The organism is Lederbergia ruris (assembly GCF_018332955.1).
GTDB classification, from domain to species: Bacteria; Bacillota; Bacilli; order Bacillales; family Bacillaceae_C; genus Lederbergia; species Lederbergia ruris.
Map to the genome: position 1 here is coordinate 1 of NZ_BORB01000040.1, position 25,988 is coordinate 25,988.

Consider the following 25,988-nt stretch of genomic DNA (forward strand, 5'->3'; position numbering starts at 1 on the left):
CGTCTTTCGCAAATCACCACGCACACAGAGGCTCCATGTCAAGCCTTCAAATACACATTTAAATAAGTTTCGAAGCACAATGAAAAAAATTAACTTTTATGTGTCCTAAATATTGACGTAGATCCAATAACGATACCATTTTTTCTCTTCGAAAATGATCCAATTTAGTAAAACAAACATTGGAATTAAGTAGTGTAAAGTGAAATTTGTAATAATTCTAGTCCCACTGTATTCTCCACCGCCAGAAAGGATAAAGTGATAAGTTAATAAAACGACCATCATATATATAAGCGCTGCATTTTTCCATAAGTCCAACGTACGGCTTTCTATCTTCTTTACCAAAAGAAAATACGTACTAATTATAAATGTTATGGTCACAATGATATTAGAATGAATTGTAAATTTAGTAATAGATACACTTGGTTCTGGAGAAAAAAATATATGTAATGGTATACTAATAAGTCCTATTGCCGCTATTAAAGCATGAAACAAAACCTTTATGTGTAAGTGCCTTTCTTTTGAAAATATTTCAGACATCATCCACCTCCAGGTTATTTAGGCAGGGAATTAGGCTTAGGACCCACCATAAACGCATCAATCATTAACTTTTTCATTATCGTCTAAGACCTACCCATTTTTTCTCAATAATATTTGGATTTTCTCGACTTGTATGAAGGACATAAAATTCGCGAGTAGGATTTTCTCGATGAAGTTCTTGATATGCTCTCGTTGCCTCTGGAGAATTTGAGAACTTTTTTAAAGGGACGATATCGACTAAAATACGTTCACTTTCTTCATTCGTAAATGCTTCTATCGCCTCAATCAAAACCCACTTCCCAGGAAACGCTTGACGTACATCTTCCCATTTCATTTTAGTCACCTCCACATTATATATAGTTTATCATTAGATGCGGACCCTCTACTACAAGGAAGTATAGTTTTTATTTGGGAATTGAGCACGTTTCTGAAATAAAATAACTCATTGAGATTTACTTTATCTCTGAATGCTAGTGTTGTTAATTAAACAATATCTTTAATTTATATCATAGTGATGTTACTGTATAAATACCTAGATATACCCTTACAAGTAAAATGAATAATCAATAAACCCATCATCATCAACTTCATTCTCTATAGCATCAAAACCAACTGACTTAAATAAATTTATACTTGCCTTATTGGTATGTTGAATGCTTGCTATGATTTGCTTTATTGATGCGATTTCGGGTCTATTTATAACTTGTCCAATTATCGTTTTCCCAAGACCTTTGCGTCGGCAGTCAGGTCTTATAAGGATATCTATGTAAGCTTTTTGATTATCTATTTCATACGATACTTTACCTACGGGTGCATTATTTTGATAGACAATCCAACAGTAATGATTAGGGTTGGTGGTCACATATTTTATATATCGTTCTGTTAGCTCCTCCACATAAAAGCTATCATCATCATTGTAGTACCAGTTATTCACTATAGGAATATGATTCATATTAATTTCTCCAAAAACAAGATCCATAAATATTAAATACCTCCACAACTTATTGGATTTAACTCCATGATAGCTCTCTCTTGGATAAATAAGCTAAAATAAAAATATTTTGTTTAATAAAGGGACCGTCCAACGAAAAACACATTTATAACTTTTGAGACAAGTGGTATGAGAATTTAAGAATCCTTATTTTGCAAGATAATATGCCCTGTCTATTCTATTGAGCTGGTTAAAAGTTGTATCCCCTTCCTATAACATTTTTAACTCTTAATTTCTTATAATTTATACCTTTACCATTCAACGGTTAGATAGCGAGGCTAGAACTTATCACTTCGGCGCCCGAAACCCCGCTTCCACCGCTTCCTCTTCCGTACAAAAAATTACTTCTGGTTTTGTTTGTTCATACCAAGGCGAGTCTGGTGTGTGATAAATTTTCCCGGAGGAGCCAATATTGCCTTTGATTTGGCAGTCTTCGTTCAGACTGGTTTCCTCTTCAGCTTCTGTAGATTCCGCATGAAAGCCGTCGTCTCTCGCATAATTTTCCAGTGACCAGATGCCAGCCTCTTTCTTCTTGGCTTTTTTCTGGGCTTTTTCAAATGGATCTAAATATCTTGTATTCGGTGGATAGACATAGGCAACCCGTGCTAATCCTTCTTCCAACAGTTTCTCTTGGACACTTGCTCCATCTACATAGATATAAGCGAGAAGCCGTCCATATTTATCGACCCTTTCTCCGACATCAAATTCAATCGTTAATTTCCCATTCTCAATCAGCTCAGTATTTCTTTTCTTTGCCTCTTCGCCAAATGGTTGTTTTCCAAGTCGTGGGTGATTGGTTTCTGGCGTATCAATCAACAAATAACGAACATTTTTCTCTTGTCCTTGATAAATAATTTTAATTGTATCGCCATCAATCACTTTCACTAATTCAACTGGGATTTGTTCGGTTGTTCCAGAGGTTCCGATCCCAGAGAGAAGCTCGCTCCTATCCACGAGAAAAAAACCACTTCCGATCAGCAGGAAAAAGGACAGGAACAAGGAGCCACCCCGTTTCCAGGTGAATCCTTTTTTCCTAACCCCTCGCGCTAAACTCCATAAAATCAATCCACATATGACAAACATTAAAGCCAATACAACATCCATATTTATTCTCCTGATTTAGTTAATCTACGGTGACAGATAATTCCTTTACGAGTAGAGATGGGGCGCCTGTGCCTCCTGGACTTATATACAGGTCTGACCCCACTTCTTCAATCTTTTTCAATAATTCAAAGAAGTTTCCGGCGATCGTCATTTGTTTCACTGGTGCCACGATTTTGCCGTCTTTCACATAAAATCCATTGGCCGCAACCGAAAAATCCCCAGAAATGGCATTCGCGCCAGAATGCAAACCGGATAATTTCGTAATCATTACAGCTTCCTGTTGCTCGGCTACAAGTTCATCCTGTGTTCTTTCTCCCGGAACAACAATGAAGTTAGATGGGGCAATCACAACTGTCCCTTTATAGGAAGGCTTGTAAGCATGACCAGTCGTTTCCACGCCTGCCTTTTTCGCGGTCTTGCGATTATGCAATAAGGTCTTCAGAGTCCCCTTTTCAATCACCGTACATTTCTTTGAGGCGACGCCTTCCCCGTCAAAGTTTCGATTCGCAGGACCCCCTTCATAGAAGGGATCATCGATGATCGTGAGTTGTTTAGACGCGATTGCTTCTCCTACCTGATCTTTTAGGCGAGATTGACCTTTCTGTGCCACTTCTGCTGAAAAAGAAGAAAGAAACGTGCCAAGTAATTGAACAGCGGCATCTTTTCTAAAAATAATCGGGTATTTTTTATTTGCAATCGCTTGTTCACCCAGATAGGAAAGAGCCTCTTCTGCTGCTTCTCTCGCAATTTCATCTGCATCTAAAGTATCGAAATCCTTCGTCATTTTCACGGTAAAGCCACTTTTCGTTTCTTCCCCAGCTTTGACAACTACAGAGACCATAATCGCAAAGAAATTCTTGCGATCATGTAAAACGAGGCCTTTACTATTGGCAAGTAGACGCTCATTCGATTGTTCGATCATCCGGCATGTATTTAACGAGTGTATTTTGCTGTTGTAACCAAGGACTTTTTCTTCAACCGCTTTTAAAAAGGCGATTTTATCCGCTGTCGAAATGGTATCCAAGTCATCCGAATAATGATCGATTTCCTTATATTCATCACTACCAGCAAAGATTTCTTCAGGTCCTTCTTCTTCGGCTAACTCTGCATTGGCTTTTGCCTTCTCCAGCAAATAATCAATCGAATCTTCTTCGATTTTTTCTGTAAAGGCATAGCCCGTTTTTCCTTTGTAGATCCCCCGAAAAGAAAGACCTCCCGTTGCAGATGTTTCGTAGCGGTCGATTTCCCCTTGGTAGACATCACAGGAAAGTCCCTCGGAACGTTCATAATAAATTTCCATGTCTTCGAAACCGGCCATCAAGCCACTCACCATTACTTTTTCCTGGAATTTTTCAATTTTCATCGACTTTACTCCCCCTTCGTCCCGCCAACCGTAATTTCACTGACACGAATCATTGGTTGACCTACATTCACTGGCAGACTGCCGCTGAGAGAACCGCACATTCCCGCCCCATGAGCAAGATTATTACCAACCATATCGACACGTTGCAACGTTTTCGGGCCATTTCCAATCAGTGTCGCGCCTTTTACAGGCTGAGCAATCTTCCCATTCTTCACGATATACGCTTCATGAGTGGCAAAATTATAATCCCCTGTTGCCGGGTTCACTTGACCGCCACCCATATATTTCGCATAAATGCCAAACTCAGTATTGGCAATAATTTCTTCAGGTGTCGAGTTTCCTGGGGCAATATACGTATTCGTCATTCTGGAAGTCGGACTGAAACGATAGGATTCTCTCCGACTAGAGCCTGTGAGGCTCATTCCCATGCGACGCCCATTTAATTTATCAATCAAATATCCTTTTAAAATACCATTTTCAATTAAAACATTTTTTCTTGTTTTCTCGCCTTCATCATCGATATTCAGCGAGCCCCATTCATTCGCAAGTGTACCATCATCAATATAAGTGACGATTTCTGGGGCGACTTGTTCCCCAATTCGATTGGCAAAAACAGAATTATTTTTCGCGACAGCCGTTGCTTCTAATCCATGTCCACAAGCCTCATGAAAAATAACGCCCCCGAATTCATTATCAATAATGACAGGGAATTTTCCACTCGGGCATTCCTCTGCTTTCAGCATCGTCACAGCGATTCTTGCTGCTTCACTTGCATAATGCTCCAGATCTAGGTTTTCGAAAAACTCAAATCCTTGATGAGCACCAGGTCCATAAAATCCCGGTTCCATTTGCGTTCCATCTGAAGCGATCGCTTGAATCGCTAAACGCCCTCTCACCCGTTTATCTTCCACAAACTTTCCTTCTGAATTGGCAATAAGCACATTTTGTTCATGATCTATGTATTGAATCGTCGCTTGTGCTATACTAGCATGATAGTTTTTCGCCAAGTCATACGCTTGTTTCATAACTTGTACTTTACGCTTCCCATCCACCCCATCAGGCATCTGCTCAATTTTATGAAGAGGGGGATGTATTTGCCTATGAAGAATGGGGGCTTGCTGATAGAAATCACCCTGTAAAGCCTGTGCGGCCTCTTTCGCTGTCTTCAATAAACCTGCTTGGGAAAAATCAGTTGTATATGCATACGTGCTTTTTAACCCGTGAAACACTCTAATCCCCACACCAGCTTCTCTTCCCGACAAACTGCGATCAATCTTTCCATCATGAAGCCTTAAGTTGTTGGAATACTTATCCTCCGCAAACACCTCTGCAAAATCGCCACCTGTTGATAAAGCAGCGGCTAAAACCTCTTCCATTAACGATTGTTGGATCATAATCTATTTTCCCTCCTCCTAAAAACTCCGAAACTTTTCCTATATAGCTAGTGTACTATCAATTTTTGCTTTGTACTACTATACAAATAAATAAAACAAAATACCATGCACCCAAACAACACATGATTGCCTAGGTGCCTGGTACTTTTATTAAGGTTAAAAGGTTAAGTTCGCGCTTGTCTCTCGCAACGCCTTTATAACCAACTTCGTGTTGGCCTAATGATTTAGTTTTCTATGTGGCGTTGGATTTCCACGACTATATCCTTAGGTAAGCCAGTGGACTCAACAACAAATTGTATATCCAATCCTTTCTTTAATAGTTGCGTGGCTGTATGTTTCATCCTTTGCTCTAATTCTCGCTTTTCGGTTTCCACCTTTTGTTCTCTCTTTTCTACTCCTTGTTCCCTTTTTTCTAGCTCTCGTTCTCCTTCTTCTAGCTTTTGTTTCCCTTTTTCTACCTCCTGTTTCCCTTTTTCTAAATCCTGTTTCCCTTTTTCTACCTCCTGTTTCCCTTTTTCTAAATCCTGTTTCCCTTTTTCTAAATCCTGCTCCCCTTTTTCAATCTTCTTCTGCTTCTGTTCAAGCTGTCGTTGCAATGATTCCATACTACTTTTGAAGGCTTCTTCATCCATGACCCGCTTTAACCGTGATTCATAGGCTTGCCTTTGTTTTTGGTCGAGGCTTAGTGCTGTCCAGTTTTCGAAAGCGGAGTACAGAAGTTTATCCTTCATGGCGATCTCCTCCAATTCTTTGTAGATTTCATCGTAAACTTTTTTATTTCTATGATCCACCATACCAAGCAGAAGCAACCACCTATCTAGAACATCATTCCAAGGGTCGAGCTTTTCATTTTGCCAATCTTTTATAAGCTTGGTCATTTCAATATAGTGGAATTCCATTATATTCGTTAACTTGAATCGTTCCTCATCCTCATACAGGTGAAATGAGGTATGGAAGCGATTTGTTTGATCAAATAAGTCAAATTAAGGATATTGATCGTGATCACAGACTGTAAAGTATTATATTTCATTCCTTTTTCAAGAGGATTTCGATACACACCAGCCCAATAATAAATAGAACGTTTAATCATATCATATTTATTTGTAAATTGGATTTCAACATTTATCTGTTCATCTGTATCTGTTACAACCAATAAATCTAATCTGGACTGCTTATCATCGACATATTCACCACCTGATTCCGTATTGGTAAATAGAATGTCTTTGATTATGCCCCTACCTGTTTTTTGCAGGATGGAATTCAGAAAGACGACCGTAATTTCCTTATTTTTTTCATTACCAAAAAGTTGCTTGAAGGCAAAATCGATTTTTAAGTCCATTAGTTTATCGAGTGGTATTTTTTTAAGAAATCTTGTTCGTGCATTTTCTTTTGTGTAATCATTGGGCTTTTCTTTAACTTGAATAAATGTTGGAGGATAAGTCGTTTTTTCGTAGTTTAATTCAGTTATTGTCATAAAAACACTTCCTTTGTGTTTTATGAGGACTGATGAGGTGTATGTCTAATCAAAGTATAGCAAATTTCCAATATACAAACAAGCGTTCCTTTATGGGAAATTCGTTTTATTGTGAATTTTCATCCTCGGCATAACTCGGAAGAGATATAAACCATCCAAAAGTGATATGTAATCTCCCGTTCATAATCGAATCTTATGCTTACGTTCAAGAGGAGATAGCATGTTTAAGTTTTACTTATTTTTTACATTTTACAGGCCTTTCATTTGGCTAGGATCTTTGCTTGCGATTATCTTGATTTTAGTGATGGTGAAAAAGCATCTAAGTTCGAAGGAACTTTCCACAATATGAAAAAGATAACTAGGAGTTCTATTTTAAAGTTATTTTATCCACAGACTTATACACATAATTAACACAATTATAAAGGGGAATATTTAACTTTTGCACATTATCCACAAACAACAGTATACTTATCCACAAATCCTGCATATGTCAAGATATTAATGGGACATTTAAACTTTTTGTAAGAATTACTCATAAACTTATCCACATATTTTCTTATAAGAGGATGCCTGTTGCTACTTGCTAAATACGCTCATGCTAAAAAATGAAATATCCTTGCCACAAGAGGAAGTTCCTGTTTTTCCGATTCCCATGGCAATCGAATTATAAACTCCGTTCCATCCCTTTTATTAGCCTTTGTGTCAGTTTATTTGCCGCTACACATCATTCGGCTGAAATGTCTTTGTGTATTGCCCATTTTCTAAAAAAACCTTGACACTATTTTTTATATGTTATATGGTTAATTACATAAGTAACTAACCAACATGGTGGTGAAGTTGTGACACATTTAATAGACGATGGACGGCCGATTTTCCAGCAAATCGCTGAACGAATCGAGGATGACATAATAGAAGGTTCCCTTTTGGAGGAGCAACAAGTTCCTTCCACGAACCAATTTGCCGCATTTTACAAAATCAATCCAGCTACGGCCGCTAAGGGTGTGAATTTGTTAGTAGACGAAGGGATTCTATACAAAAAGCGAGGGATTGGCATGTTCGTTGCAGAAGGAGCACGTGCAAAGGTGATCGAAAAGCGAAAAGAACAATTTTACGAGCAGTATGTCGTAACGATGATTCAGGAAGCCAAAAAATTAGGGATGACGATTGAACAGCTAACTGAGATGGTACAAAGAGAGGAGGAGAAAGCATGACTAAAATTATTGATATCCAACAGCTTTCAATGAAATATGATGATAGCAAGGTCATCGATGATATCAATCTTTCTATCAAAGAGGATAAAATATATGGACTACTAGGAAGAAATGGAGCTGGAAAAACAACATTAATGAAGTTGATTACGGCTCAGATCTTTTCAACGAATGGTGAGCTGAAAGTGTTTGGCCAACATCCTTATGAAAATCAGCAAGTTTTGGAAAAAATTTGCTTTATTAAAGAAAGTCAAAAGTATCCGGATAATTATCGGGTCCGCGATGTAATAGAAGTTTCTGCCTCTCTGTTTGAAAATTGGGATCACGACTATGCGGTGAGTCTCGTAAAAGAATTTGATCTACCTCTCAAGAAAAGAATGAAGAAATTATCACGCGGTATGCATTCAGCAGTTGGAATTATTATTGGTCTGGCAAGCCGAGCACCGCTCACAATTTTTGATGAGCCTTATCTTGGTCTAGATGCCGTTGCACGAAAAATATTCTATGATCAATTAATTGAGGATTTTGGAAATCATCCGCGGACGATTATTTTGTCTACCCATTTAATTGACGAGGTCAGTAACTTACTTGAGCATGTGATCGTGATCGATCGGGGAAAAATAATTATTGACCGAGATGCTGAGGAGTTACGTGGTCTTGCTTACACGGTGACGGGTTTGGCCGCTCAAGTTAAGTCATTTGTAAAAGGAAAAGAAGTCATCCAGGAGGAAAGAATGGGCGGTACGATGACAGCGACATTAATTGGCGATGAAAAATCCATGGGGCAATCTACTGCTAAACAGTGTGGACTTGAGGTCTCACCTGTCTCTTTGCAACAGCTTATTGTTTATTTAACAAAATCGGGAATTAAAGGGGTGATGTCTTCATGAGTATTCAACGAGCCTTGAAAATACACAATCAGGACAAATGGACGTGGCTCTATATTGCTTTCATCATTTTGTTTGTTAGCTTTCTATTCGCTTTGACAATTGGGGTCTTGATTCCAGGTGATGAAAAAGCACTAGTCACAGGCTTTAGCTATATTTTCGTCTATATGTTTGTGATGGGAGTGGTTGGATTTAATCAAACCTTTGCCTACGCGATGGGGATGTCGTTGCGAAGAACGGATTATTGGATGAGTATCGCCATAATGGGACTTCGCTCTTGCTTGCTCTTCACCATCCTGTTCGTTTTGCTTGCATGGGTAGAAGAATGGACACATGGGTGGGGAAATCAGCTCATCTTTTTCAACTTCCCTTATCTGAATGATGGGAATATTTTCGAACAATTTGCCGTCTACTTTATTGCCTTTGTTAATTTCTTTTTCCTAGGCCTTTTCATTTCAATTTTCACAAAACGATACGGTCTTAGAGGATTGTTAACCTTGGGTCTTACCGTCCTGTTTTCAATCACTCTAGCTGTTCTATTAGCCACTTATTTTGAAGTGTGGACGGATCTATTCCACTGGGTCGTGCAACATACAGCTTTTCAATTAAGCATCTGGTTGATCCCGCTTGCACTTTTGTACATGATCGTTTCCTTTCTGATCATTCGAAGAACGGCTGTTTAGATTATTTCTAGGAGCGAGTGATTACAGTCAAGGAAATCGACCACCCTATAGGTTTTACCACTGAATGACAGACTGTTTAACATTTCATACTGTCCAGAATCTATGCTATCCTTGTTATACAAAATTAGCATTCATTAAGGTTCGTCTTTCGGGATAACACTTTAGGTATGATTAAAAGTGAAGGAGATGCTAAACATGGGGATACTTATGGCCATTGCACCCCTTGTAATTGTCGGCGGAATCGCAGTGTTTGTCGTTAAAAGGCTGCAACATAAATATAACCAAGGTACCCTTGGCAAGAAAGAATCAAAAGGTGCTCAAACTTTATTAAATAGTTTAATCCCAATCGGCATGCTTTTTGGCGCTGCTATCGGTGTAATTTTTGGGATATTTTCCTCAATCTCTCTACCTACTACAATTAGTTTAGGAGCTGGGATCGGTTTCCTATTTGGATATTTTGCTTATAGATTTTATAGTAAGGAAGGAGCAAAATGATTCCTAATCCTATCTACTAAGCCTTTATTCCTTTACATTTATCGAGTGTGCCCATATCCGACGTGTGGGCACACTCGATCTTTATTTTGAGACGGGAATTTCCACTTTCTCTTGATATTCTTTCATATAGTGCATCCCTTTAATGATTAAATGTTCCGGCAGATCTTCCGTTTTAAATACCAGAGTCCGTTCTTTCAAAATATCTCCATTTGCTTGTTTGCTTTCCTTTTGGTTGACCGTTGTTTGCAACGGGGTCACCCCTCCACCACTTTCAAGCGACACCCCCTCAAGCATGACATCTTCAGCAGTAGTGATCGTCACTTTTACTTGACCCTTTTCTCGATGAAAGTGTAGGATATCCAGTGTTTTCCCGCTAATCTCAATGGGTCCATTTCCAATCCCAGTAAGTGGAATTTTTTCGTTCAGTGGCTGGTAGCCAACAAACTCCTTCATGACAAGCTGTAAAGACTCTAGTTCATCAGGAAGGGCATCATAACGCAATTCAAACTTGCTTCCCCTAAGGCCGGTAGTAATGCCACTGCCAAGTTGTTCAAGTGGCTGACCATTGGCGATTAGTTCAATCCCTCCTAAGGCTAGTGGAACCCTATCAAAATTCTCAACCTCTAATGTTCCTTTAACCATCGTAATTGTTGGGGATGCTGTAATCGATTGAAATCTGACCTCCCCCTTATCTACCTTGATCGTCTTTTTCAATGGCTGTTTAAGTCCTGTTTGGAAAGCCTTGTTTGGATCGTATGAAAAGGTCATGTTTCTCGCAATCTGCTTTTCATTATCAGGAATCTCCCAAAAATGTAAAGTTAACTTTTTAGCAAAGGCATTGACAGGTTTAAAGGTCTGCATCCCTTTTATTTCAGTCTTACTATCATTCAGCCAAGTCGTTCCACTAACAGTATAGGAATTCGTTAAAAAACCGGTTATGCTGTGTAAATGCGGAAGGTTGTCATGATCAAGCCCATCAGGATTTTTGATTGTATAATATAAAACCAATTGATTTTCATCGGCCATTACGCCATCTATATACAGCCGGCTCCCCTCTGCTAAATCGGTTGATTGATCAATGATTTGCCCCATCCCTTGTTCATTTAAATCTTGTAACGTCCCTGTCATGACCTCATCAAAACTGATTAATTTTTTTCCATAAAAGGCGAACGCATTATAATGATAGCCGACGAAAAGGGTGAAAAATGCAAGTGCGGCTGCCACAAGCCAAACTCGTGATTTCCGCCCCCTATCCGGGGTATGATCGAGTGCCTTTCGTAATCGATCTTCTAACTCTCGAGGAGCGGCCACTGATTTTAACTGCTCCTTTTCCTTTTCTAATTGTTGTTCAATCTTATTCAAGCTCATCACCTCCATAATACTCCCGTAACTTTTTCAATCCATTAAAAATTCGTGATTTGACCGTTCCCACCGAGACATTGGTCATCTCAGCGATGGTTTGGTAGTCAAGGTCATGAAAATATTTTAATTGAATGGCTTCTTTTTGATGATCATTAATATGTTGTAATAAATTCTCTATCACCATATATTGCTCTGACTGTTCATATGGATCCTTAGTTGAAGGCCGATTTCCCTCAACCGTTGACAGATCATCTGTCAATACAAGCCACTTTTGTTTTCGAATCATTGCTTTACAGGTATTCACTAGAATCGTTTTGCTCCAACAAAAAAAGGCATCATTGTCTTTTAATTGACTAATATTCTCATATACTTTCACGATCATTTCATCCATGGCCTCTAGTGCATCATGCTGATTGCCTGTATATGTGAAGGCCAAACGGTAATATGCGTCTTTTTCAGCCATAATTAGTTGAACTAACGCTGCTTTATTTCCTCTCTTTGCTCTTTTCACCAGTCGACTCACATTCATCTCTTCACCTCTTCACTTATAAGAGTCTATATGATATGAAAAAGTTCATTTTTTAAGAAATTATTGCTCAACCTCTACTATAATGTACAAAAAACGACCTACAATGAAGTAAGTCGTTTTTTATCAATAGGCTTCCTTTATCTAACGATCATCCACGTGAGTCAGTAGCAAAGTCGTTCTGAAAGTCTTTATTCACTTTCCCTTTTTTATTTTTTGGTTTCCACAGTTCCGCAATCTCTTCAAGTGATTTGTTTTTCGTTTCTGGCACGATGGTCATGACGAATATAAAGCAAATAACGTTAATGACTGCGAACATCCAGAATGTAAAAGCACCGCCCATGCTATTAATCAACATTGGAGTGAATTGACCAATGGCCCAGTTTGCTCCCCAAAGGAACATCGTCGCGATCCCAACCGCTTTTCCACGGATATGATTTGGGAAAATTTCCGGGATCATAATCCAAGGAATCGGTCCCATTGAGATACAGAATGAAGCGGTAAATCCAGCAATAAAGATGACTAGTAAGGGACCACTGTTCGCAGGTTCAAAAAAGAACACACTTCCGATCAATACCATGAAGATCGCCATTAAACTCGAACCAATTGCCATTAGTTTCTTTCTTCCCAGTCGATCAATTAATAGAATTGCTACGATCGTAAAGACTACTTGTACACTTCCGATAATACTTGTTGCTAGGAATTCAGTATTATTTTCAAATCCTACTCTACGGAAAATATCAGGTCCATAGTAGGTAACAGCATTCATCCCAATAACCTGATTGAATAAGGCAAGGAAAATCCCAACTCCCATTGCCATGCGTAGTCCTGGCTTCAATAATTGCTTAACAGATGAGTTTTTTTCTGTTTCAATCGAAACTTTAATTTCTTGGGTTTCTTTTTTGGCTATTTCTTCTCCATTAATGCGACTAAGCGTTTTAAACGCTTCTGCATCTCTACCTTTTTGAATTAAGTAACGAGGACTTTCCGGAACAAACATTAATAGAATTAAAAAAACAATACCCGGGATTACACCGTAACCCAGCATCCAGCGCCAACCTATTTCTAGTCCCCATTCGTAAGTACCGCTATTGGCAACGCCGTAGTTAATGTAGAAAGTCATACAAATACCGAAGATGGTAAACAATTGATAGAGTGAGCCAAGTCTTCCTCTAATTGCTGGTGGTGCACATTCACTAATATACGTAACCGATAAAGCGGATGCAAAACCGATGCCAAATCCACCAATAATTCTTGCCCAAACAAGCACGGCTATACTTGTAGCAAAAGCAGATGCTAATGCGGAAATGATAAATAGAACAGCCGAAACAATCATAATGTTCTTGCGTCCATATCGATCACTTAAAAATCCGGACATTGCAACACCAAGTACTCCACCAACCATCACGCATGAAATGACCCATCCTTCCATAGCTGGGCTTAAATCATATAAGTCTTGCAAATAACCAATGGCGCCAGAAATAACAGCGGTGTCAAAACCATACAATAGACCCGCCACACCTGCTGAAGCGGCGATTAGAATTACATACCACATTGAACGTTTCTCTAACATGTTGATCCTCCTTATTTATGCATCAGTTCATTGTGTAAAATTATCATTAGTGGGAAGCGCATACCTTTCTATCCCATACAGGAGCTAGCGATTACATAATATCTTTGACAATCCCTATAAAGTCCGTGATATAAATCGCTGTAAACCCTTTAATTGGCGCTTTAATGACAATTTATCACGCTTTCATACCTGTGATAGCACTTTCACCTTCAATTTCTTGTTAAAATCTAGACAATCTTGTTAAAATTGCAGAAATAGGTAAAGCTTTCCTCCAAAAAAATAGAGGTACAAATCATAGCGATTTGTACCTCTATTTTTGATAATAACTTCTATACTCACGAGGACTTACACCTGTTTCTTTCTTAAAGACGCGGCTGAAATAATTCGGATCCTTATACCCAATGGTTATGGCAATTTCTTTTAGCGGGAGGGTCCCCTCTACTAAGAACTCTTTTGCTTTTTCTAACCGCACTTGTGTTAAGTATTCAATAAAAGTGACCTGGTATTGTTCTTTGAAAAGCTTACTTAAATAATAAGAACTAAGGCCAATCTGTTCTGCCACTTCCTCTAGGGAAATTGCTTTGTGATAATGACGATCAATATAATCTTTGGCCTGGATGAGTAAGCCCTCTATTCCATTTGTCCGCCAATCTCTAATTCGTTCCATAATCGTAGACAAATAAGCTCTAGCCACTGCTTTTATTTGTGTGGATGTGTCTAATCGTTCAAAATTCATCTCCACACTCTCTTCAAATCCCAACTCTTTCATAGATCTCGTCAGTACAATAAAGAAATTGTCCATTGCTCTTTTTACCGTACTAATCTGATAATTGGCAGCTTGAACAATCAGTTTGTAATAGGAATCAAACAAGTGCAATCCTTGCTGAATATCCCCCTTTTTCACTGCATCGACTAGCTCTTTCTCAACTTCAAACGGAATAAGCTCTTTACGCTTTTGTTTCAATTGACTTGTGAATACCATATAAGTAGCCCCCGGATGATCGCGCACAAATTCCAAGGCATAGATCGCTTCCTCATACGATTGAGAAAAGTCATTCAAATCAGATACGACCATCCCTACTCCAACAAAAAGTCGGCAATCTTGTAACTCGTGCTGAACACGACGAATCATTGAGCGGGCAAAATTTTCTCTTATGCTAGCGGATGCTTCCATTTGGTCATGAAACACAAACGCTGGAACTTGAAAGCCGGTTAAAGGTCCAACTAGACAATGGGGATGCTCCTCTTGCAAGGATTGTTTTAAAATACGATACCATTCACTCTTATCCTCTCGTCCTGGATGCAGATGATCAGATTCAAATGAAAATACAGCAACAAACCCTTGTCTATTTTCCAGATCCAACCAATCTCGCCAATCATCAACACTAAATTCATATACATGATCCATCATTAAGGAAACGATAAATTCCGCCTCGATCAAAGAACTGACCCGCTCCAACCGATAATTAATCTCCGTTTTTTCTGCCTCCTCCCGTTTTTCGCTTTCCAACTCTTCAACCATCCGATCGTACGCTTCCAAGACCTCCGTTACTTTACTTGGTTTTAACAAATATTCCTTTATGCCAAACTTCATCGCTTCTCGTGCATAATCAAATGTGTCAAAAGCCGACACCATCACACATTTTGTACTCGGTAATTCTACTAGTATCTGTTTCATCGCCTCAAGGCCGTCCAATTCTGGCATTTTAATATCCATAAAAATTAAGTCAGGCTTGTGAGATAAAGCAAGCTCAACCGCCTGCTTTCCATTTTGGGCCTCCGCTACTACTTCCACATCATGGCGATTCCGTTCTAGCATTAGCCTGAGTCCTTCCCTTTCAATGGACTCATCATCCACAAACATTACTTTTACCACATTTGTTCTCCTTTCCTTCTTTCGTTAAATAGAGGCTAACAGTTGTCCCTTTCCCTAACTCTGAAGAAATGCTTATGTTGCTTGCTTTATCAAACAATTTAAGTCGACTCATGACATTCCGCATCCCGATTCCAGTTGAATGCCCCGAGCTTTTTCTTGATGAGGCTTCTTCATCGTCAATATTTGTATCCATAAGCCTCTCGATTGTCTGTTGGTCCATGCCTTTGCCATTATCTTTTATTTCAATGCATAACCTATCCCCTTTTTGATAGATATTCAATTCGATCTTCGCCCCCTCTGCCATCTCTTCAATACCATGGACAAAAGCATTCTCGATTATAGGTTGAAGGGTTAAGCAAGGTAGTGGAGCTGATAAACAATCTGGGTCAATGTTCTGATAGAATTCCACCCGATCTCCGAAACGTGTCTTCTGGATAAAAAAGTATTCGTTCACAATTTTCACTTCATCTTTTAAAACTGTCTGTCGATCAAGGTTTCCAATATTATAGCGAAGCAATGTAGAAACAGACGAAATTAACTCACTTGTTCGTTCAGCCCCTTCTATATAAGACATTTTGGAAATCGTGTTTAATGTATTGAAAAGAAAATGTGGATTGATTTGGTTTTGCAGGCTTTTTAGCTCCATCTCTTTTAAAAGCTGGGCAAGTCGTGCCTTTTCTTGTATCTCCTTAACAGAGTGCATAATATTCTTCTTCATCTGATTAAAGGTCTTGGTTAGGAACCAAAGCTCATCCTTTCTCGAAACTACGACATCCTCCCCAGAATATCGTCCCGCTGAAATTTCCTGCGCCGCCTTTGTGAGCCGACTAATCGTACTCGTAATGCCATTCGAAAACCATAAAGCAAAAATAATACTTAAAATAATAATCGCAATAATAATAGAGGTCCCCAAATATCGGCTATTTTTAATTTTTCCGTCAGTAAATGAAAAGAGTTCCTGATATTCTGTCAGTTCTGTATTAATTAAATCTAATGTCTTTTCATGAATATAGCGAGATGTTTTTTCAGCTTCATTTAGTGTACTGGAGTATTGTTCAATATCCTGCTTGTGAACACTCTCAATAGTTTGATTTGCCAGTTCAAGAAAACTACTCATCATGTTTAAATAATTTTCACGAGGAATCCGCTTTCCCTTTGTAGTAGCAAACTTTTCCTGTAACTGAAGAAGCTTCTGCTTATCATCTTCATAGTAAAGTAAATTTTCAGGGAGCGGCTCCTGCACATAGATTTGCAAGGATTGAAATGTTTCATTGGTTACTTTTGTCATCTCATTTAATAAGAAAAGATGATCCAAACTTTCATTATGTAGTTTTGTTACTTTCTGGCTGTTTTGCTCTCCAACAAAATAAATAAGCAAGATGAATAAAAGTACAATAGCAAAATACAAAATAAGCTTCGTCCGAATTTTGATCATGAAGTTTCACCTTCTTGAGCGTTCTCGTACAAGAGGTCGGATTTCCGAATAATCGTAGCGTCAGTATGATGCATTTCTTCAACTGGCTTCCCCTTAATAATATCCATCATGATCTCTACACTGCGATTGCCCATTTGATAAGGTTGCTGTTCTACCAGCGCGTTGATAGCCCCGCTTTGTAGTAACTGAACATTTTCATCAGACCGATCGAATGTGATCACATACAGGTCATCAAGACGGTTTAATTTTTTCGCGGCAGCCGTGATACCAACACCATCCAAAGTACTTGTACCATAGAAGGCAGTAATATTTGGATGCTCCCGTAACATCTTATACGCTTGTTCCTCTGCTCCCACTCTATCAATATTGGATTCTTCCATTGCGACAATTTCGATTCCTTCCGTCTTTTCTAGTATCTCTTTGAAACCTTCAATTCGAAGCTGATGATGGGCATTGGCAAACCTCCCCGTAATAATCCCTACGGTTGCTTTTCCCTCCGTCTCCTTTACCAATGTATTTCCTGCTAACCTTCCAGCTTCATAGTTATCGGTTCCAATATAGGCGGAACGTTTACTTTCTGGTGCATCTGTATCAACCGTCATCACGGGAATTCCTTGATCCACAGCCTGATTGATGAGAGGTGTAAACTTGTCATTGAGTGCCTGAACAATGATGCCATCCACTTTCGATTTAATCGCCATATCTAGAAGCTTTAATTGCTCCTCCGGATTGGAACGCTTGGGCCCTTCATATTCAATAAAAACATTATACTCCGCTTCCTTCTCTTTCGCTCCCTCTCCAACTGAACGCCAATAAACATGGTCCATCTCTTCACCAATTAAAGCAAAATGGTAGGTCGGAGAAGACCCATTACTAGTCGCTGTCACAAGCTTCTCATCATATTTCTGCGCCTGATTATAAAAATAAACAGCACATCCTAATGCTAATATGAAGGAAGCACTAAGGAATATATAAATAATGGATGTCCGTTTCATGCCGACCTCCTATAATGGGATAACCCATCTTTTACATAATACTGTAGCACAACCTCTTATTTTTCATCCCGCTTTTAAAATCCGCTTCAAATTTACAATATTTTATATTCCCATGACTTCTTGCATTTCCATGCCAAGAAGACCCGGGGTTTTAAACATCACTCGTCCGTGTCTGTGTATTAACTCACTAATTTTAACTTCAATTTTATAACGGTCTTTAGATTTTTCTTTACAGTAATCCACTTTTTGGAACCTTTCTTGTCTCTCCTTATAACAAGCTATTAAGCAGGTAACTTCCAGATAATAATTATGATCCTTTTTCATCGGACTCAGATGGAAGTGTGCCTTTCTCTGGTAGAAAAATATGAACCGTTGTTCCTTCATTCACTTTACTTTTAATTTCCATGTCGCCTCCGTGATTTTTAATAATACGGTAGCAAATCATCAATCCCAGTCCGGTTCCCTTTTCTTTTGTACTGTAGAAGGGTTGGCCTAAGTTTTGCATTCGTTCCTCTGGGATCCCCGGTCCGTTGTCTTCGATTTTTATTACAATCCGACCATCTTGAAGTTTTTGTGCCGAGAGATCGATCCTTCCGCCATCAGGCATAGCCTCAGATGCATTTTTTAGAATATTGATAAAAACCTGTTTTAATCTATTCGCTTCTCCCGTTATATTAGGATCGGCCAAATCAATGTTGGTCTGAATATCTATATCATGGAGGAGGGCTTCAGATTGAAAAAATGCAATGGTACTCTCGAGGAGTTCTTTCAAGTTTAATTTTTCCATTTTAGACGACTGTGGTTTAGCAAGAACCAATAAATCATTTATAATTTCTTCAATTCTTTTCAATTCCCCCAAAACAACCTCTAGATATTGAATGTTTTTCATTTGATTTAATAATTGTATAAACCCCTTGATGACAGTCAAAGGATTTCTAATCTCATGTGCGATGCTAGCTGCAAGCTGACCGACAACCGAAAGTTTTTCTGTTCTGTCCATCATTTCTTCCGCTTTCTTTTGATCCGTCAAATCGCGAATTTGAATTTGAAAAGTCTCTCTTCCTTTATGGATGGCCGGAATCAACTTTATCAGGACATATTTTATTTGCCCATCACACCGGTTAACCGTCAACTCCAATGATTGATTCAACTCATTTTTCAGCAGCAAATCCTTCAGAGCTTGGCTTGATTCAGGAGAAAGGAATTCAAAAACAGTTCGACCAATAATTTCCTCTCTCCTTGTTACACCAAATAATTTCTTTCCAGATTTGTTGATATAAATCCAATCGCCGTCTTTTGTGATGATTCCAACCGTATCATTTAGGTTCTCAACCAATTGGCGATACTTTTCTTCCTGTTCCTCAAGTCTTTCCTTTATGGCAATTTGATCTGTAATGTTGCGCGATATACAGGTAAAGCCTTTCTGACCTTCATTCGGAATCAATGTGGTTTCTAGCCAAACATAATCCCCCTCTTTCCGGCAAAGTCGATAATGAAGTTTTTCTGGCGGATGTGTAGGATCGACCCCCTCCCATAAATTTTTGTCATTTGGGTGCAGGAAATCTATGAGGGAAGCGTCCTTAAGCTCCTCCTGTCTATAACCGGAAAACTTAAGAAATGGTGGCGAAACATATGTGAATTGACCATTTACTGTGACAGATGAAAATAAAATGTCAGAGTAATAGATCATTGCTTGAGAGATTTCAAGCTCATGAAACAAATCAGCGTTATTCATATATTGCTACTCCTTTTTAATTTGTAATAAAATATTTGCAGGATACGTTTCAATTTTTATGAAAAGAAAGGCTCTACCCCTATGTTTTATAATGAACATTTATTCAACCAATTTCAATTGTAACTGTCAATGATAAAATCAACATTCTATCATTGATATTTACAAACCTATCCTACATTGCAAGGGTAGCTTCATTTTACCAAAAGTACCCTCTTATTTTTTAGAGGATTTTACATTTTTACTATTGATAAATTGAAAAGCATATAAAAGTGAGGCTCTGATAAAATTGATCCCTAAGTATTGAAATTTTGTTAGTTTTTCTAAGGTGAAGATTTTAGGAAGAATGAGTACAGCCATGTAAAAGGCTTTTGAGTTTTTCATGATCGATTGCCACCCCTTCCATGATTTTAGGGTGTGCATTTAAATGTAAACTATTCTTTTTAGATTTTGTAACTACGAAGTACACATAAAAACGACTAACCTAGGTGTTCTCCCAAGTAAGTCGTCTTTGAAAAACTTCTATTAAGCTTGTGCTTTTTCATATTTTGCAATTTTATCTTCTAGTTTCAAGGTCAAAGCAATTTCGTCCCAACCGTTTAAAAGCATTTCACGGCGATAGGGATCCGTTGTAAAGGAATAAACAGCGCCATCTTCGGTTTTAATCGTTTCATCTTCCAAGGAAACAGTCACCTGCAACGGCTTTTCCTTGCCGGCTGCTAGAAGCTCCTCAATCTGATCGGCCGGCAGTTGGACCGCTAAGATGCCATTTTTCAGACAGTTATTGTAAAAAATGTCCGCAAAACTTGTGGCGATGACAACGCGGAATCCGTAGTCTCCAAGTGCCCATGGAGCATGTTCACGAGAGGAGCCACAGCCAAAGTTTTCACGTGCAATCAGGATTTCTGTTCCTTTGTATTCTGGTTTATTTAAAATAAACTCTGGCTTTTCCGTTCCATCATCATTAAAACGCCAGTGATAAAATAGATATTTTCCAAAACCGGTTCGCTCAATACGTTTCAAAAATTGTTTTGGAATAATTTGGTCTGTATCGACATTGGAACGTTCCAGTGGCGCCAAGACACTGGTTACTTCTTTAATTGGCTTCATGCTGTCGCCCCCTCTTTCGTGAAGTTACGCACATCGACAAAATGGCCGGCAATCGCTGCAGCAGCTGCCATCGCTGGGCTGACAAGATGTGTACGCGAGCCATTGCCTTGACGTCCCTCAAAGTTACGATTCGAAGTGGAAGCACAGCGTTTTCCCGCTGGAACTTGGTCCGCATTCATCGCAAGGCACATACTACAACCTGATTCCCGCCATTCAAAACCGGCATCAAGGAAGATTTTATCCAATCCTTCTTGCTCCGCCTGGATTTTAACGGTTCTTGAACCAGGTACAACAATCGCGTTTACGCCTTCCTTCACTTTTTTACCGGCGATCACCTTGGAAGCCGCTCGCAAGTCTTCAATACGAGAGTTTGTACAGGAACCAATGAATACATATTGAATGTCAATATCTTCAATTTTCGTTCCACCTTGGAGACCCATATATTCTAACGCTTGCTCGATCTCCGCTCTCTCTGCTTCATTTTTCGCATCCTCTGGTTTCGGTACCCGACTGGAAATGCCGACACCCATGGAAGGATTTGTTCCCCAAGTCACAAATGGTTCAATTTCAGCCGCATCGATTTCAATCACAGCATCATAAACAGCATCGTCATCAGTTGCTAAACTGCGCCATTCGCGCTTTAATTCTTCGAACTTTTCTCCACTTGGAACATGTTCTCTACCTTCTAAATAAGCAAAAGTCGTTTCATCCGGGCTGATCAATCCCGCCCTAGCTCCTGCTTCAATCGACATATTGCAAACCGTCATCCGCTGTTCCATTGTTAAATTCCGAATCGCCTCACCTGTATATTCAAAAATATGACCGGTCCCAACATTCACGCCATATTTGGCAATAATCGCTAAGATCAAATCTTTGGATGTTACACCCGTACCAAGTTCTCCATTTACTTTGACTTGCATTGTTTTTGGTTTTTGCTGCCAAAGTGTTTGCGTGGAAAGTACATGTTCCACTTCACTTGTACCAATTCCAAAAGCTAGCGCACCAAAAGCCCCGTGGGTTGAAGTATGACTATCTCCACATACAATCGTTTTTCCCGGTTGTGTTAAGCCAAGCTGAGGACCAATCACATGAACAATTCCTTGATCAGGATGTCCCATTCCGGCTAGTGGAACACCGAAATCCGCACAGTTTCTTTCAAGTGTGGTCATTTGTTTTTTCGAGATCGGATCTGACACGGCTTCATTTAAGCGCGTCGGGACATTATGGTCCATGGTCGCATAGGTCAAATCAGGTCTTCTCACTTTACGTCCATTCAAGCGAAGGCCCTCAAAGGCTTGGGGAGAAGTAACTTCATGCACAAGATGAAGATCAATATAGAGTAAATCAGGCTTCCCCTCTTCGCGATGAACAACATGTTTTTCCCAAATTTTCTCAATAATGGTCTTGCCCAATTTCTTCACCTCACCCTTCAAGTTCATTCACAATCTTTTTCGTCATTTCTGTTGTCGACAATACTTCCCTACCAATATTCTTAAACTCACTTGTACAATAACCCGCTTCTAAAATCTTTTGCACGGCTGCTTCAATCGCATTGGCTTCTTCTAACAAACCAAAAGAGCTTCGTAGCATCATTGCCGCCGATAAAATCGCTCCTACTGGATTGGCAATATTTTGTCCAGCAATATCAGGAGCTGATCCGTGTACGGGTTCATAAAGACCAAAGCCATCAACCCGCAGGCTTGCGGATGGCAGCATTCCGAGCGAACCGGTAATAACAGATGCTTCATCACTTAAAATATCACCAAACATATTTTCCGTGACAATCACATCAAAAGTAGATGGGTAAGTAATGAGTTTCATCGCTGCAGCGTCGACGATTGTATGTTCATACTCTACTTCTGGGTATCTTTTGGCAACATCTTCTACAACTTTTCTCCATAGTTTACTTGATTCAAGGACATTGGCTTTATCTACAGAATTCAGCTTCCCACGTCGTTGTTTTGCTAATTCAAAGGCATGCACGACGACACGTTCAATTTCTTCTCGACTATATTGCAATGTATCTACCGCTATTTCGTCATCGTGATGGCTCGGTTCTCCGAAATAAAGACCCCCTGTAAGTTCGCGGACAATCACCATATCCACGTCTTTCGCGACATCTTCCTTCAAGGGAGAAACGGCAAGTAAACTTTGATAAGCCTTAACAGGGCGGAGATTGACACTTAACTCAAAATGCTTGCGAATTTGTAGAAGTCCCTTTTCTGGTCTTAAATGGGATGGATTTTGGTCCCATTTTGGTCCACCAACCGCTCCTAGCAAAATCGCATCACTTTGTTCACAAAGTTGAATTGTCTCATCTGGTAGAGGCTGACCTGTTTCATCAATCGCGCCTCCACCAATAAGACCGTGTTTCCACTCAAATTCATGATCAAAGCGGCGTCCAATTGTCTCCAAGACAGCAATCGCTGCATCTGTTACTTCTTTTCCTATTCCGTCACCACGTAATACCGCTATTTGCTTCTTCAAAGCTCCTAACCCCCAAACTTAATTCCAAAAGGTCAAACTCCATTCAGTGGTGATTTATATTTGCAGAATGCAGATAAAAACCGCCCACTGAATTAAGATAAAAGGCTAAGGGCGCGACGTCCTGTCGCTTCGCCTGCACTAGTACATCCTGTACGTCGCAACGCCTTTGTGACCTACGTCCTGTAGGCCTATACTGACTTCATTATCTCTTTTATGTGTGTTGAGAGCAGGTTTCGATTGACGGCATTTAGATAAGCTTTTGCAGATGCTTCAAGTACATCTTGAACAGAATCTCTACCTGTTAATTCTTCTCCTCTAAAGGATAGATTGACAACAGCCTCTGCTAAGGCATCCCTGCCTTCACCAATCGATGTGACCCGGTAATCCAATACATGGACTTCCTCTCCCACAACTTTTTCTAGTGCATTAAAGATCGCTTCTACACTACCAGAACCACTTGTTGTTTCTTCAACCACAGTGTTATCAGGCTTCTTCACAATAACGGTTGCGGATGGATCTTTTGCGGATTCATACTGCACACCGACTCTTTCTAACTCGAACGTCGAAGTATCAGATTCTTTCAATTGCTCATTCGTTAAAATCGTCCACAGATCGTCGTTTGTAATTTCCTTTTTACGATCAGCTAACTTCTTAAATTCTTGAAAAGCACTATTTAAAGCTTCTTGATCTAATTCAAATCCAAGGGATTTAGCCCGATCTTGGAAAGCGTGGCGACCAGAGTGTTTCCCCATCACTAAATTGTTTGAAGCCTCTCCAATTAATTCAGGAGTGATGATTTCATAGGTTGTTGGTTCTTTCAACACACCATCCTGATGAATACCTGATTCATGGGCGAAGGCGTTTTTCCCAACCACCGCTTTGTTTGCTTGTATATGCATACCTGTCAATTTACTAACAAGTTGACTTGTACGTTTAATTTCATTTAATGTTAAATCTGTTTTAATATTTTCATAGAAATCTTGCCTAGTATAAAGAGCAACCGCTACTTCTTCCAAAGCAACATTTCCTGCTCTTTCACCGATCCCGTTAATCGTTCCTTCTACCTGATCAGCACCATTTTCAATCGCAGCTAATGTATTCGCCACCGCCATTCCTAAATCATTGTGACAATGAGCCGATAATTTGGCTTGCTCAATATTGGGAACATTTTCTTTCAAAAATTTAAACAAAGCCCCATATTCCTGCGGTGTCGCATAGCCCACTGTGTCTGGAATATTCACAACGGAAGCACCTGCTGTGATCGCCTGCTCCACAATATGAGCTAGGAATTCACGATCTGAACGGAAGGCATCTTCCGCAGACCATTGTACACGTGGAAAAAATTGCTTTGCATATTGAATACTTTCCACAGCTGTCGCTACAACCTGTTCAGGTGTTTTCTTTAGCTTGTGTGTCATATGAATTGGTGAGGTTGCAATAAAGATATGCAATCGAGGGTTCTCAGCTACTTTCAGAGCTTCCCAAGCAGCATCAATATCTGATTTTACGGTTCTAGCAAGACCTGTCACAGTCGAATTCTTAACGGTTGAGGCAATTTGTTTCACCGATTCTAGATCACCTGGGGAGGCGGCGGGAAATCCCGCCTCGATAATGTCTACCCCAAGTCTTTCTAGTTGTTTCGCTATCTCAAGCTTTTCGATAGAATTTAGATTGACGCCTGGAGATTGTTCCCCATCACGCAAGGTAGTGTCATAGATGTCAATTTTTCGCACTTGTCACCACTTCCTTGGATTTCTTTTTGCCTGCTTTTACAAATGGCATCATTTCGCGTAGTTCTTGACCTACTTTCTCGATCAAATGCTCATTTTCGCGACGATTAATCGCGTTATACTCTGGACGGTTCAATTGGTTTTCCAAGATCCACCCTTTTGCAAATTTACCTGTTTGAATATCATCCAAGATTTCTTTCATGCGCTCTTTTGTACCTGCATCAACAACACGTGGTCCAGATACAAAGTCTCCCCATTGTGCTGTATCAGAGATCGAATAACGCATACCAGCAAGACCATCTTCATACATAAGGTCTACAATCAATTTCAATTCATGCAAACACTCAAAGTAGGCAAGTTCTGGTTGATAACCAGCTTCCACAAGTGTTTCGAATCCAGCTTTTACAAGCGCAGTTGTTCCACCACAAAGTACTGCTTGCTCTCCAAATAGATCTGTTTCTGTTTCTTCTTTAAAGGTTGTTTCAAGAACTCCGGCACGAGCTGCTCCAATTCCTTTTGTATAAGCAAGGGCAATATCTCTTGCCTTTCCAGTTGCATCTTGGTATACCGCAAACAGTGCTGGCACTCCAGCGCCTTGTTCGAATGTACGACGAACAAGATGTCCTGGTCCCTTCGGAGCTGCTAGAAATACATCTACATTGGATGGAGGGACAATTTGGTTAAAATGAATATTAAAACCATGGGCAAAGACAAGTGCTTTTCCATCCTTAAGTTCAGGTTTCACTTCATTTTCATATACAGGAACTTGGCGCTCATCTGGAAGAAGGATCATAATGATATCTGCTTGCGCTGAAGCCTCACGTACTGTATAAACCTCATGACCATCTTCAACCGCTTGGTCAAAGGATTTCCCAGGTCTTACACCAACGATTACGTTAAATCCGCTATCCTTCAAGTTACTAGCATGTGCATGACCTTGTGAGCCATATCCTAGAATCGCAATCTTTTTACCTACTAAAATTTGTTCATCGATTTCGTTATTGTAATATACTTTTGCCATTTTTC

At 39.6% G+C, this 25,988-nt stretch carries 23 protein-coding genes and 1 pseudogene; 4 read left to right on the plus strand and 20 right to left on the minus strand.

The window, feature by feature from the left end; all coding sequences use genetic code 11:
• Window positions 1-105: 105 nt before the first annotated feature.
• From KI363_RS17745 to KI363_RS22415, 7 genes and pseudogenes are all read right to left on the minus strand, one after another.
• The gene (locus KI363_RS17745; RefSeq protein WP_212967163.1) at window positions 106-537 is read right to left on the minus strand and encodes a Pr6Pr family membrane protein; all 432 of its coding nucleotides are present in this window, start codon (window positions 535-537) and stop codon (window positions 106-108) included.
• A gap of 76 nt (window positions 538-613) precedes the next feature.
• Window positions 614-871 (minus strand): hypothetical protein, encoded by a 258-nt coding sequence (locus KI363_RS17750; RefSeq protein ID WP_212967164.1) that lies wholly within the window; start codon window positions 869-871, stop codon window positions 614-616.
• A 210-nt stretch (window positions 872-1,081) separates the two neighbouring features.
• Entirely contained in the window at window positions 1,082-1,516 is a 435-nt protein-coding gene (locus KI363_RS17755) for a GNAT family N-acetyltransferase (protein ID WP_212967165.1), read from the minus strand.
• A 300-nt stretch (window positions 1,517-1,816) separates the two neighbouring features.
• Window positions 1,817-2,632: a thermonuclease family protein gene (locus KI363_RS17760; protein ID WP_246516935.1), complete on the minus strand. Its 816-nt coding sequence runs from the start codon at window positions 2,630-2,632 to the stop codon at window positions 1,817-1,819.
• Window positions 2,633-2,651: 19 nt separating this feature from the next.
• The gene (locus KI363_RS17765) at window positions 2,652-3,995 is read right to left on the minus strand and encodes a TldD/PmbA family protein (RefSeq protein ID WP_158322202.1); all 1,344 of its coding nucleotides are present in this window, start codon (window positions 3,993-3,995) and stop codon (window positions 2,652-2,654) included.
• Window positions 3,996-4,000: 5 nt separating this feature from the next.
• A complete protein-coding gene (locus tag KI363_RS17770; protein ID WP_212967166.1) occupies window positions 4,001-5,389 on the minus strand; it encodes a TldD/PmbA family protein in 1,389 nt (462 codons plus the stop codon).
• A gap of 224 nt (window positions 5,390-5,613) precedes the next feature.
• Window positions 5,614-6,863: pseudogene (locus KI363_RS22415) on the minus strand (Rpn family recombination-promoting nuclease/putative transposase).
• 839 nt (window positions 6,864-7,702) lie between these two features.
• Between KI363_RS22415 and KI363_RS17780 the strand changes: the two are divergent.
• The 4 genes from KI363_RS17780 to KI363_RS17795 all read left to right on the plus strand — a co-directional run bounded on the left by KI363_RS17780 (window position 7,703) and on the right by KI363_RS17795 (window position 10,136).
• Window positions 7,703-8,074 carry a GntR family transcriptional regulator gene (locus tag KI363_RS17780; protein ID WP_212967167.1) on the plus strand — a complete coding sequence of 124 codons (372 nt, stop codon included), beginning with the start codon at window positions 7,703-7,705 and terminating at the stop codon, window positions 8,072-8,074.
• A complete protein-coding gene (locus tag KI363_RS17785) occupies window positions 8,071-8,961 on the plus strand; it encodes an ABC transporter ATP-binding protein (RefSeq protein WP_212967168.1) in 891 nt (296 codons plus the stop codon). The genes KI363_RS17780 and KI363_RS17785 overlap by 4 nt, the downstream gene beginning before the upstream one ends.
• Complete coding sequence (locus tag KI363_RS17790) at window positions 8,958-9,641, plus strand: hypothetical protein (protein ID WP_212967169.1); 684 nt, start codon at window positions 8,958-8,960, stop codon at window positions 9,639-9,641. Before KI363_RS17785 ends, KI363_RS17790 begins: the two co-directional genes overlap by 4 nt.
• A 195-nt stretch (window positions 9,642-9,836) precedes the next feature.
• Complete coding sequence (locus KI363_RS17795) at window positions 9,837-10,136, plus strand: hypothetical protein (protein WP_212967170.1); 300 nt, start codon at window positions 9,837-9,839, stop codon at window positions 10,134-10,136.
• 81 nt (window positions 10,137-10,217) lie between these two features.
• Here the strand turns inward: KI363_RS17795 and KI363_RS17800 are convergent, their stop codons facing one another.
• The 13 genes from KI363_RS17800 to ilvC form a co-directional block, all read right to left on the minus strand.
• Window positions 10,218-11,498 (minus strand): DUF4179 domain-containing protein, encoded by a 1,281-nt coding sequence (locus tag KI363_RS17800; protein ID WP_212967171.1) that lies wholly within the window; start codon window positions 11,496-11,498, stop codon window positions 10,218-10,220.
• Window positions 11,491-12,027, minus strand: a complete 537-nt coding sequence (locus KI363_RS17805; protein WP_212967172.1) for a sigma-70 family RNA polymerase sigma factor — start codon at window positions 12,025-12,027, stop codon at window positions 11,491-11,493. Before KI363_RS17805 ends, KI363_RS17800 begins: the two co-directional genes overlap by 8 nt.
• 148 nt (window positions 12,028-12,175) lie before the next feature.
• Entirely contained in the window at window positions 12,176-13,597 is a 1,422-nt protein-coding gene (locus tag KI363_RS17810; RefSeq protein ID WP_212967173.1) for a sugar porter family MFS transporter, read from the minus strand.
• A gap of 310 nt (window positions 13,598-13,907) precedes the next feature.
• Window positions 13,908-15,473, minus strand: a complete 1,566-nt coding sequence (locus tag KI363_RS17815) for a response regulator (RefSeq protein WP_212967174.1) — start codon at window positions 15,471-15,473, stop codon at window positions 13,908-13,910.
• Window positions 15,448-16,908 (minus strand): sensor histidine kinase, encoded by a 1,461-nt coding sequence (locus KI363_RS17820; protein ID WP_212967175.1) that lies wholly within the window; start codon window positions 16,906-16,908, stop codon window positions 15,448-15,450. Before KI363_RS17820 ends, KI363_RS17815 begins: the two co-directional genes overlap by 26 nt.
• Window positions 16,905-17,903 (minus strand): sugar-binding protein, encoded by a 999-nt coding sequence (locus KI363_RS17825; protein WP_212967176.1) that lies wholly within the window; start codon window positions 17,901-17,903, stop codon window positions 16,905-16,907. Before KI363_RS17825 ends, KI363_RS17820 begins: the two co-directional genes overlap by 4 nt.
• A 307-nt stretch (window positions 17,904-18,210) precedes the next feature.
• On the minus strand, window positions 18,211-19,638 hold the full coding sequence (locus tag KI363_RS17830; RefSeq protein WP_158322215.1) for a PAS domain-containing sensor histidine kinase: 1,428 nt from the start codon (window positions 19,636-19,638) through the stop codon (window positions 18,211-18,213).
• 213 nt (window positions 19,639-19,851) lie between these two features.
• Window positions 19,852-20,019, minus strand: a complete 168-nt coding sequence (locus KI363_RS17835; RefSeq protein ID WP_212967177.1) for a hypothetical protein — start codon at window positions 20,017-20,019, stop codon at window positions 19,852-19,854.
• A 141-nt stretch (window positions 20,020-20,160) separates the two neighbouring features.
• Entirely contained in the window at window positions 20,161-20,745 is a 585-nt protein-coding gene (gene leuD / locus KI363_RS17840) for a 3-isopropylmalate dehydratase small subunit (RefSeq protein WP_212967178.1), read from the minus strand.
• The gene (leuC, locus tag KI363_RS17845) at window positions 20,742-22,157 is read right to left on the minus strand and encodes a 3-isopropylmalate dehydratase large subunit (protein WP_212967179.1); all 1,416 of its coding nucleotides are present in this window, start codon (window positions 22,155-22,157) and stop codon (window positions 20,742-20,744) included. The genes leuD and leuC overlap by 4 nt, the downstream gene beginning before the upstream one ends.
• 10 nt (window positions 22,158-22,167) lie before the next feature.
• A complete protein-coding gene (leuB, locus tag KI363_RS17850; protein ID WP_158322219.1) occupies window positions 22,168-23,232 on the minus strand; it encodes a 3-isopropylmalate dehydrogenase in 1,065 nt (354 codons plus the stop codon).
• A gap of 188 nt (window positions 23,233-23,420) precedes the next feature.
• The gene (locus KI363_RS17855; protein WP_212967180.1) at window positions 23,421-24,965 is read right to left on the minus strand and encodes a 2-isopropylmalate synthase; all 1,545 of its coding nucleotides are present in this window, start codon (window positions 24,963-24,965) and stop codon (window positions 23,421-23,423) included.
• Complete coding sequence (gene ilvC / locus KI363_RS17860) at window positions 24,952-25,983, minus strand: ketol-acid reductoisomerase (protein WP_158322221.1); 1,032 nt, start codon at window positions 25,981-25,983, stop codon at window positions 24,952-24,954. The genes KI363_RS17855 and ilvC overlap by 14 nt, the downstream gene beginning before the upstream one ends.
• Window positions 25,984-25,988 lie beyond the last annotated feature (5 nt).

Bases quoted from the DNA above. Each gene is read 5' to 3' on its own strand.
- KI363_RS17745 (WP_212967163.1), bottom strand. From the start codon at position 537: ATGTCTGAAATATTTTCAAAAGAAAGGCACTTACACATAAAGGTTTTG.
- KI363_RS17750 (WP_212967164.1), bottom strand. From the start codon at position 871: ATGAAATGGGAAGATGTACGTCAAGCGTTTCCTGGGAAGTGGGTTTTG.
- KI363_RS17755 (WP_212967165.1), bottom strand. From the start codon at position 1,516: ATGGATCTTGTTTTTGGAGAAATTAATATGAATCATATTCCTATAGTG.
- KI363_RS17760 (WP_246516935.1), bottom strand. From the start codon at position 2,632: ATGGATGTTGTATTGGCTTTAATGTTTGTCATATGTGGATTGATTTTA.
- KI363_RS17765 (WP_158322202.1), bottom strand. From the start codon at position 3,995: ATGAAAATTGAAAAATTCCAGGAAAAAGTAATGGTGAGTGGCTTGATG.
- KI363_RS17770 (WP_212967166.1), bottom strand. From the start codon at position 5,389: ATGATCCAACAATCGTTAATGGAAGAGGTTTTAGCCGCTGCTTTATCA.
- KI363_RS17785 (WP_212967168.1), top strand. From the start codon at position 8,071: ATGACTAAAATTATTGATATCCAACAGCTTTCAATGAAATATGATGAT.
- KI363_RS17790 (WP_212967169.1), top strand. From the start codon at position 8,958: ATGAGTATTCAACGAGCCTTGAAAATACACAATCAGGACAAATGGACG.
- KI363_RS17795 (WP_212967170.1), top strand. From the start codon at position 9,837: ATGGGGATACTTATGGCCATTGCACCCCTTGTAATTGTCGGCGGAATC.
- KI363_RS17805 (WP_212967172.1), bottom strand. From the start codon at position 12,027: ATGAATGTGAGTCGACTGGTGAAAAGAGCAAAGAGAGGAAATAAAGCA.
- KI363_RS17810 (WP_212967173.1), bottom strand. From the start codon at position 13,597: ATGTTAGAGAAACGTTCAATGTGGTATGTAATTCTAATCGCCGCTTCA.
- KI363_RS17820 (WP_212967175.1), bottom strand. From the start codon at position 16,908: ATGATCAAAATTCGGACGAAGCTTATTTTGTATTTTGCTATTGTACTT.
- KI363_RS17825 (WP_212967176.1), bottom strand. From the start codon at position 17,903: ATGAAACGGACATCCATTATTTATATATTCCTTAGTGCTTCCTTCATA.
- KI363_RS17830 (WP_158322215.1), bottom strand. From the start codon at position 19,638: ATGAATAACGCTGATTTGTTTCATGAGCTTGAAATCTCTCAAGCAATG.
- KI363_RS17835 (WP_212967177.1), bottom strand. From the start codon at position 20,019: ATGAAAAACTCAAAAGCCTTTTACATGGCTGTACTCATTCTTCCTAAA.
- leuD (WP_212967178.1), bottom strand. From the start codon at position 20,745: ATGAAGCCAATTAAAGAAGTAACCAGTGTCTTGGCGCCACTGGAACGT.
- ilvC (WP_158322221.1), bottom strand. From the start codon at position 25,983: ATGGCAAAAGTATATTACAATAACGAAATCGATGAACAAATTTTAGTA.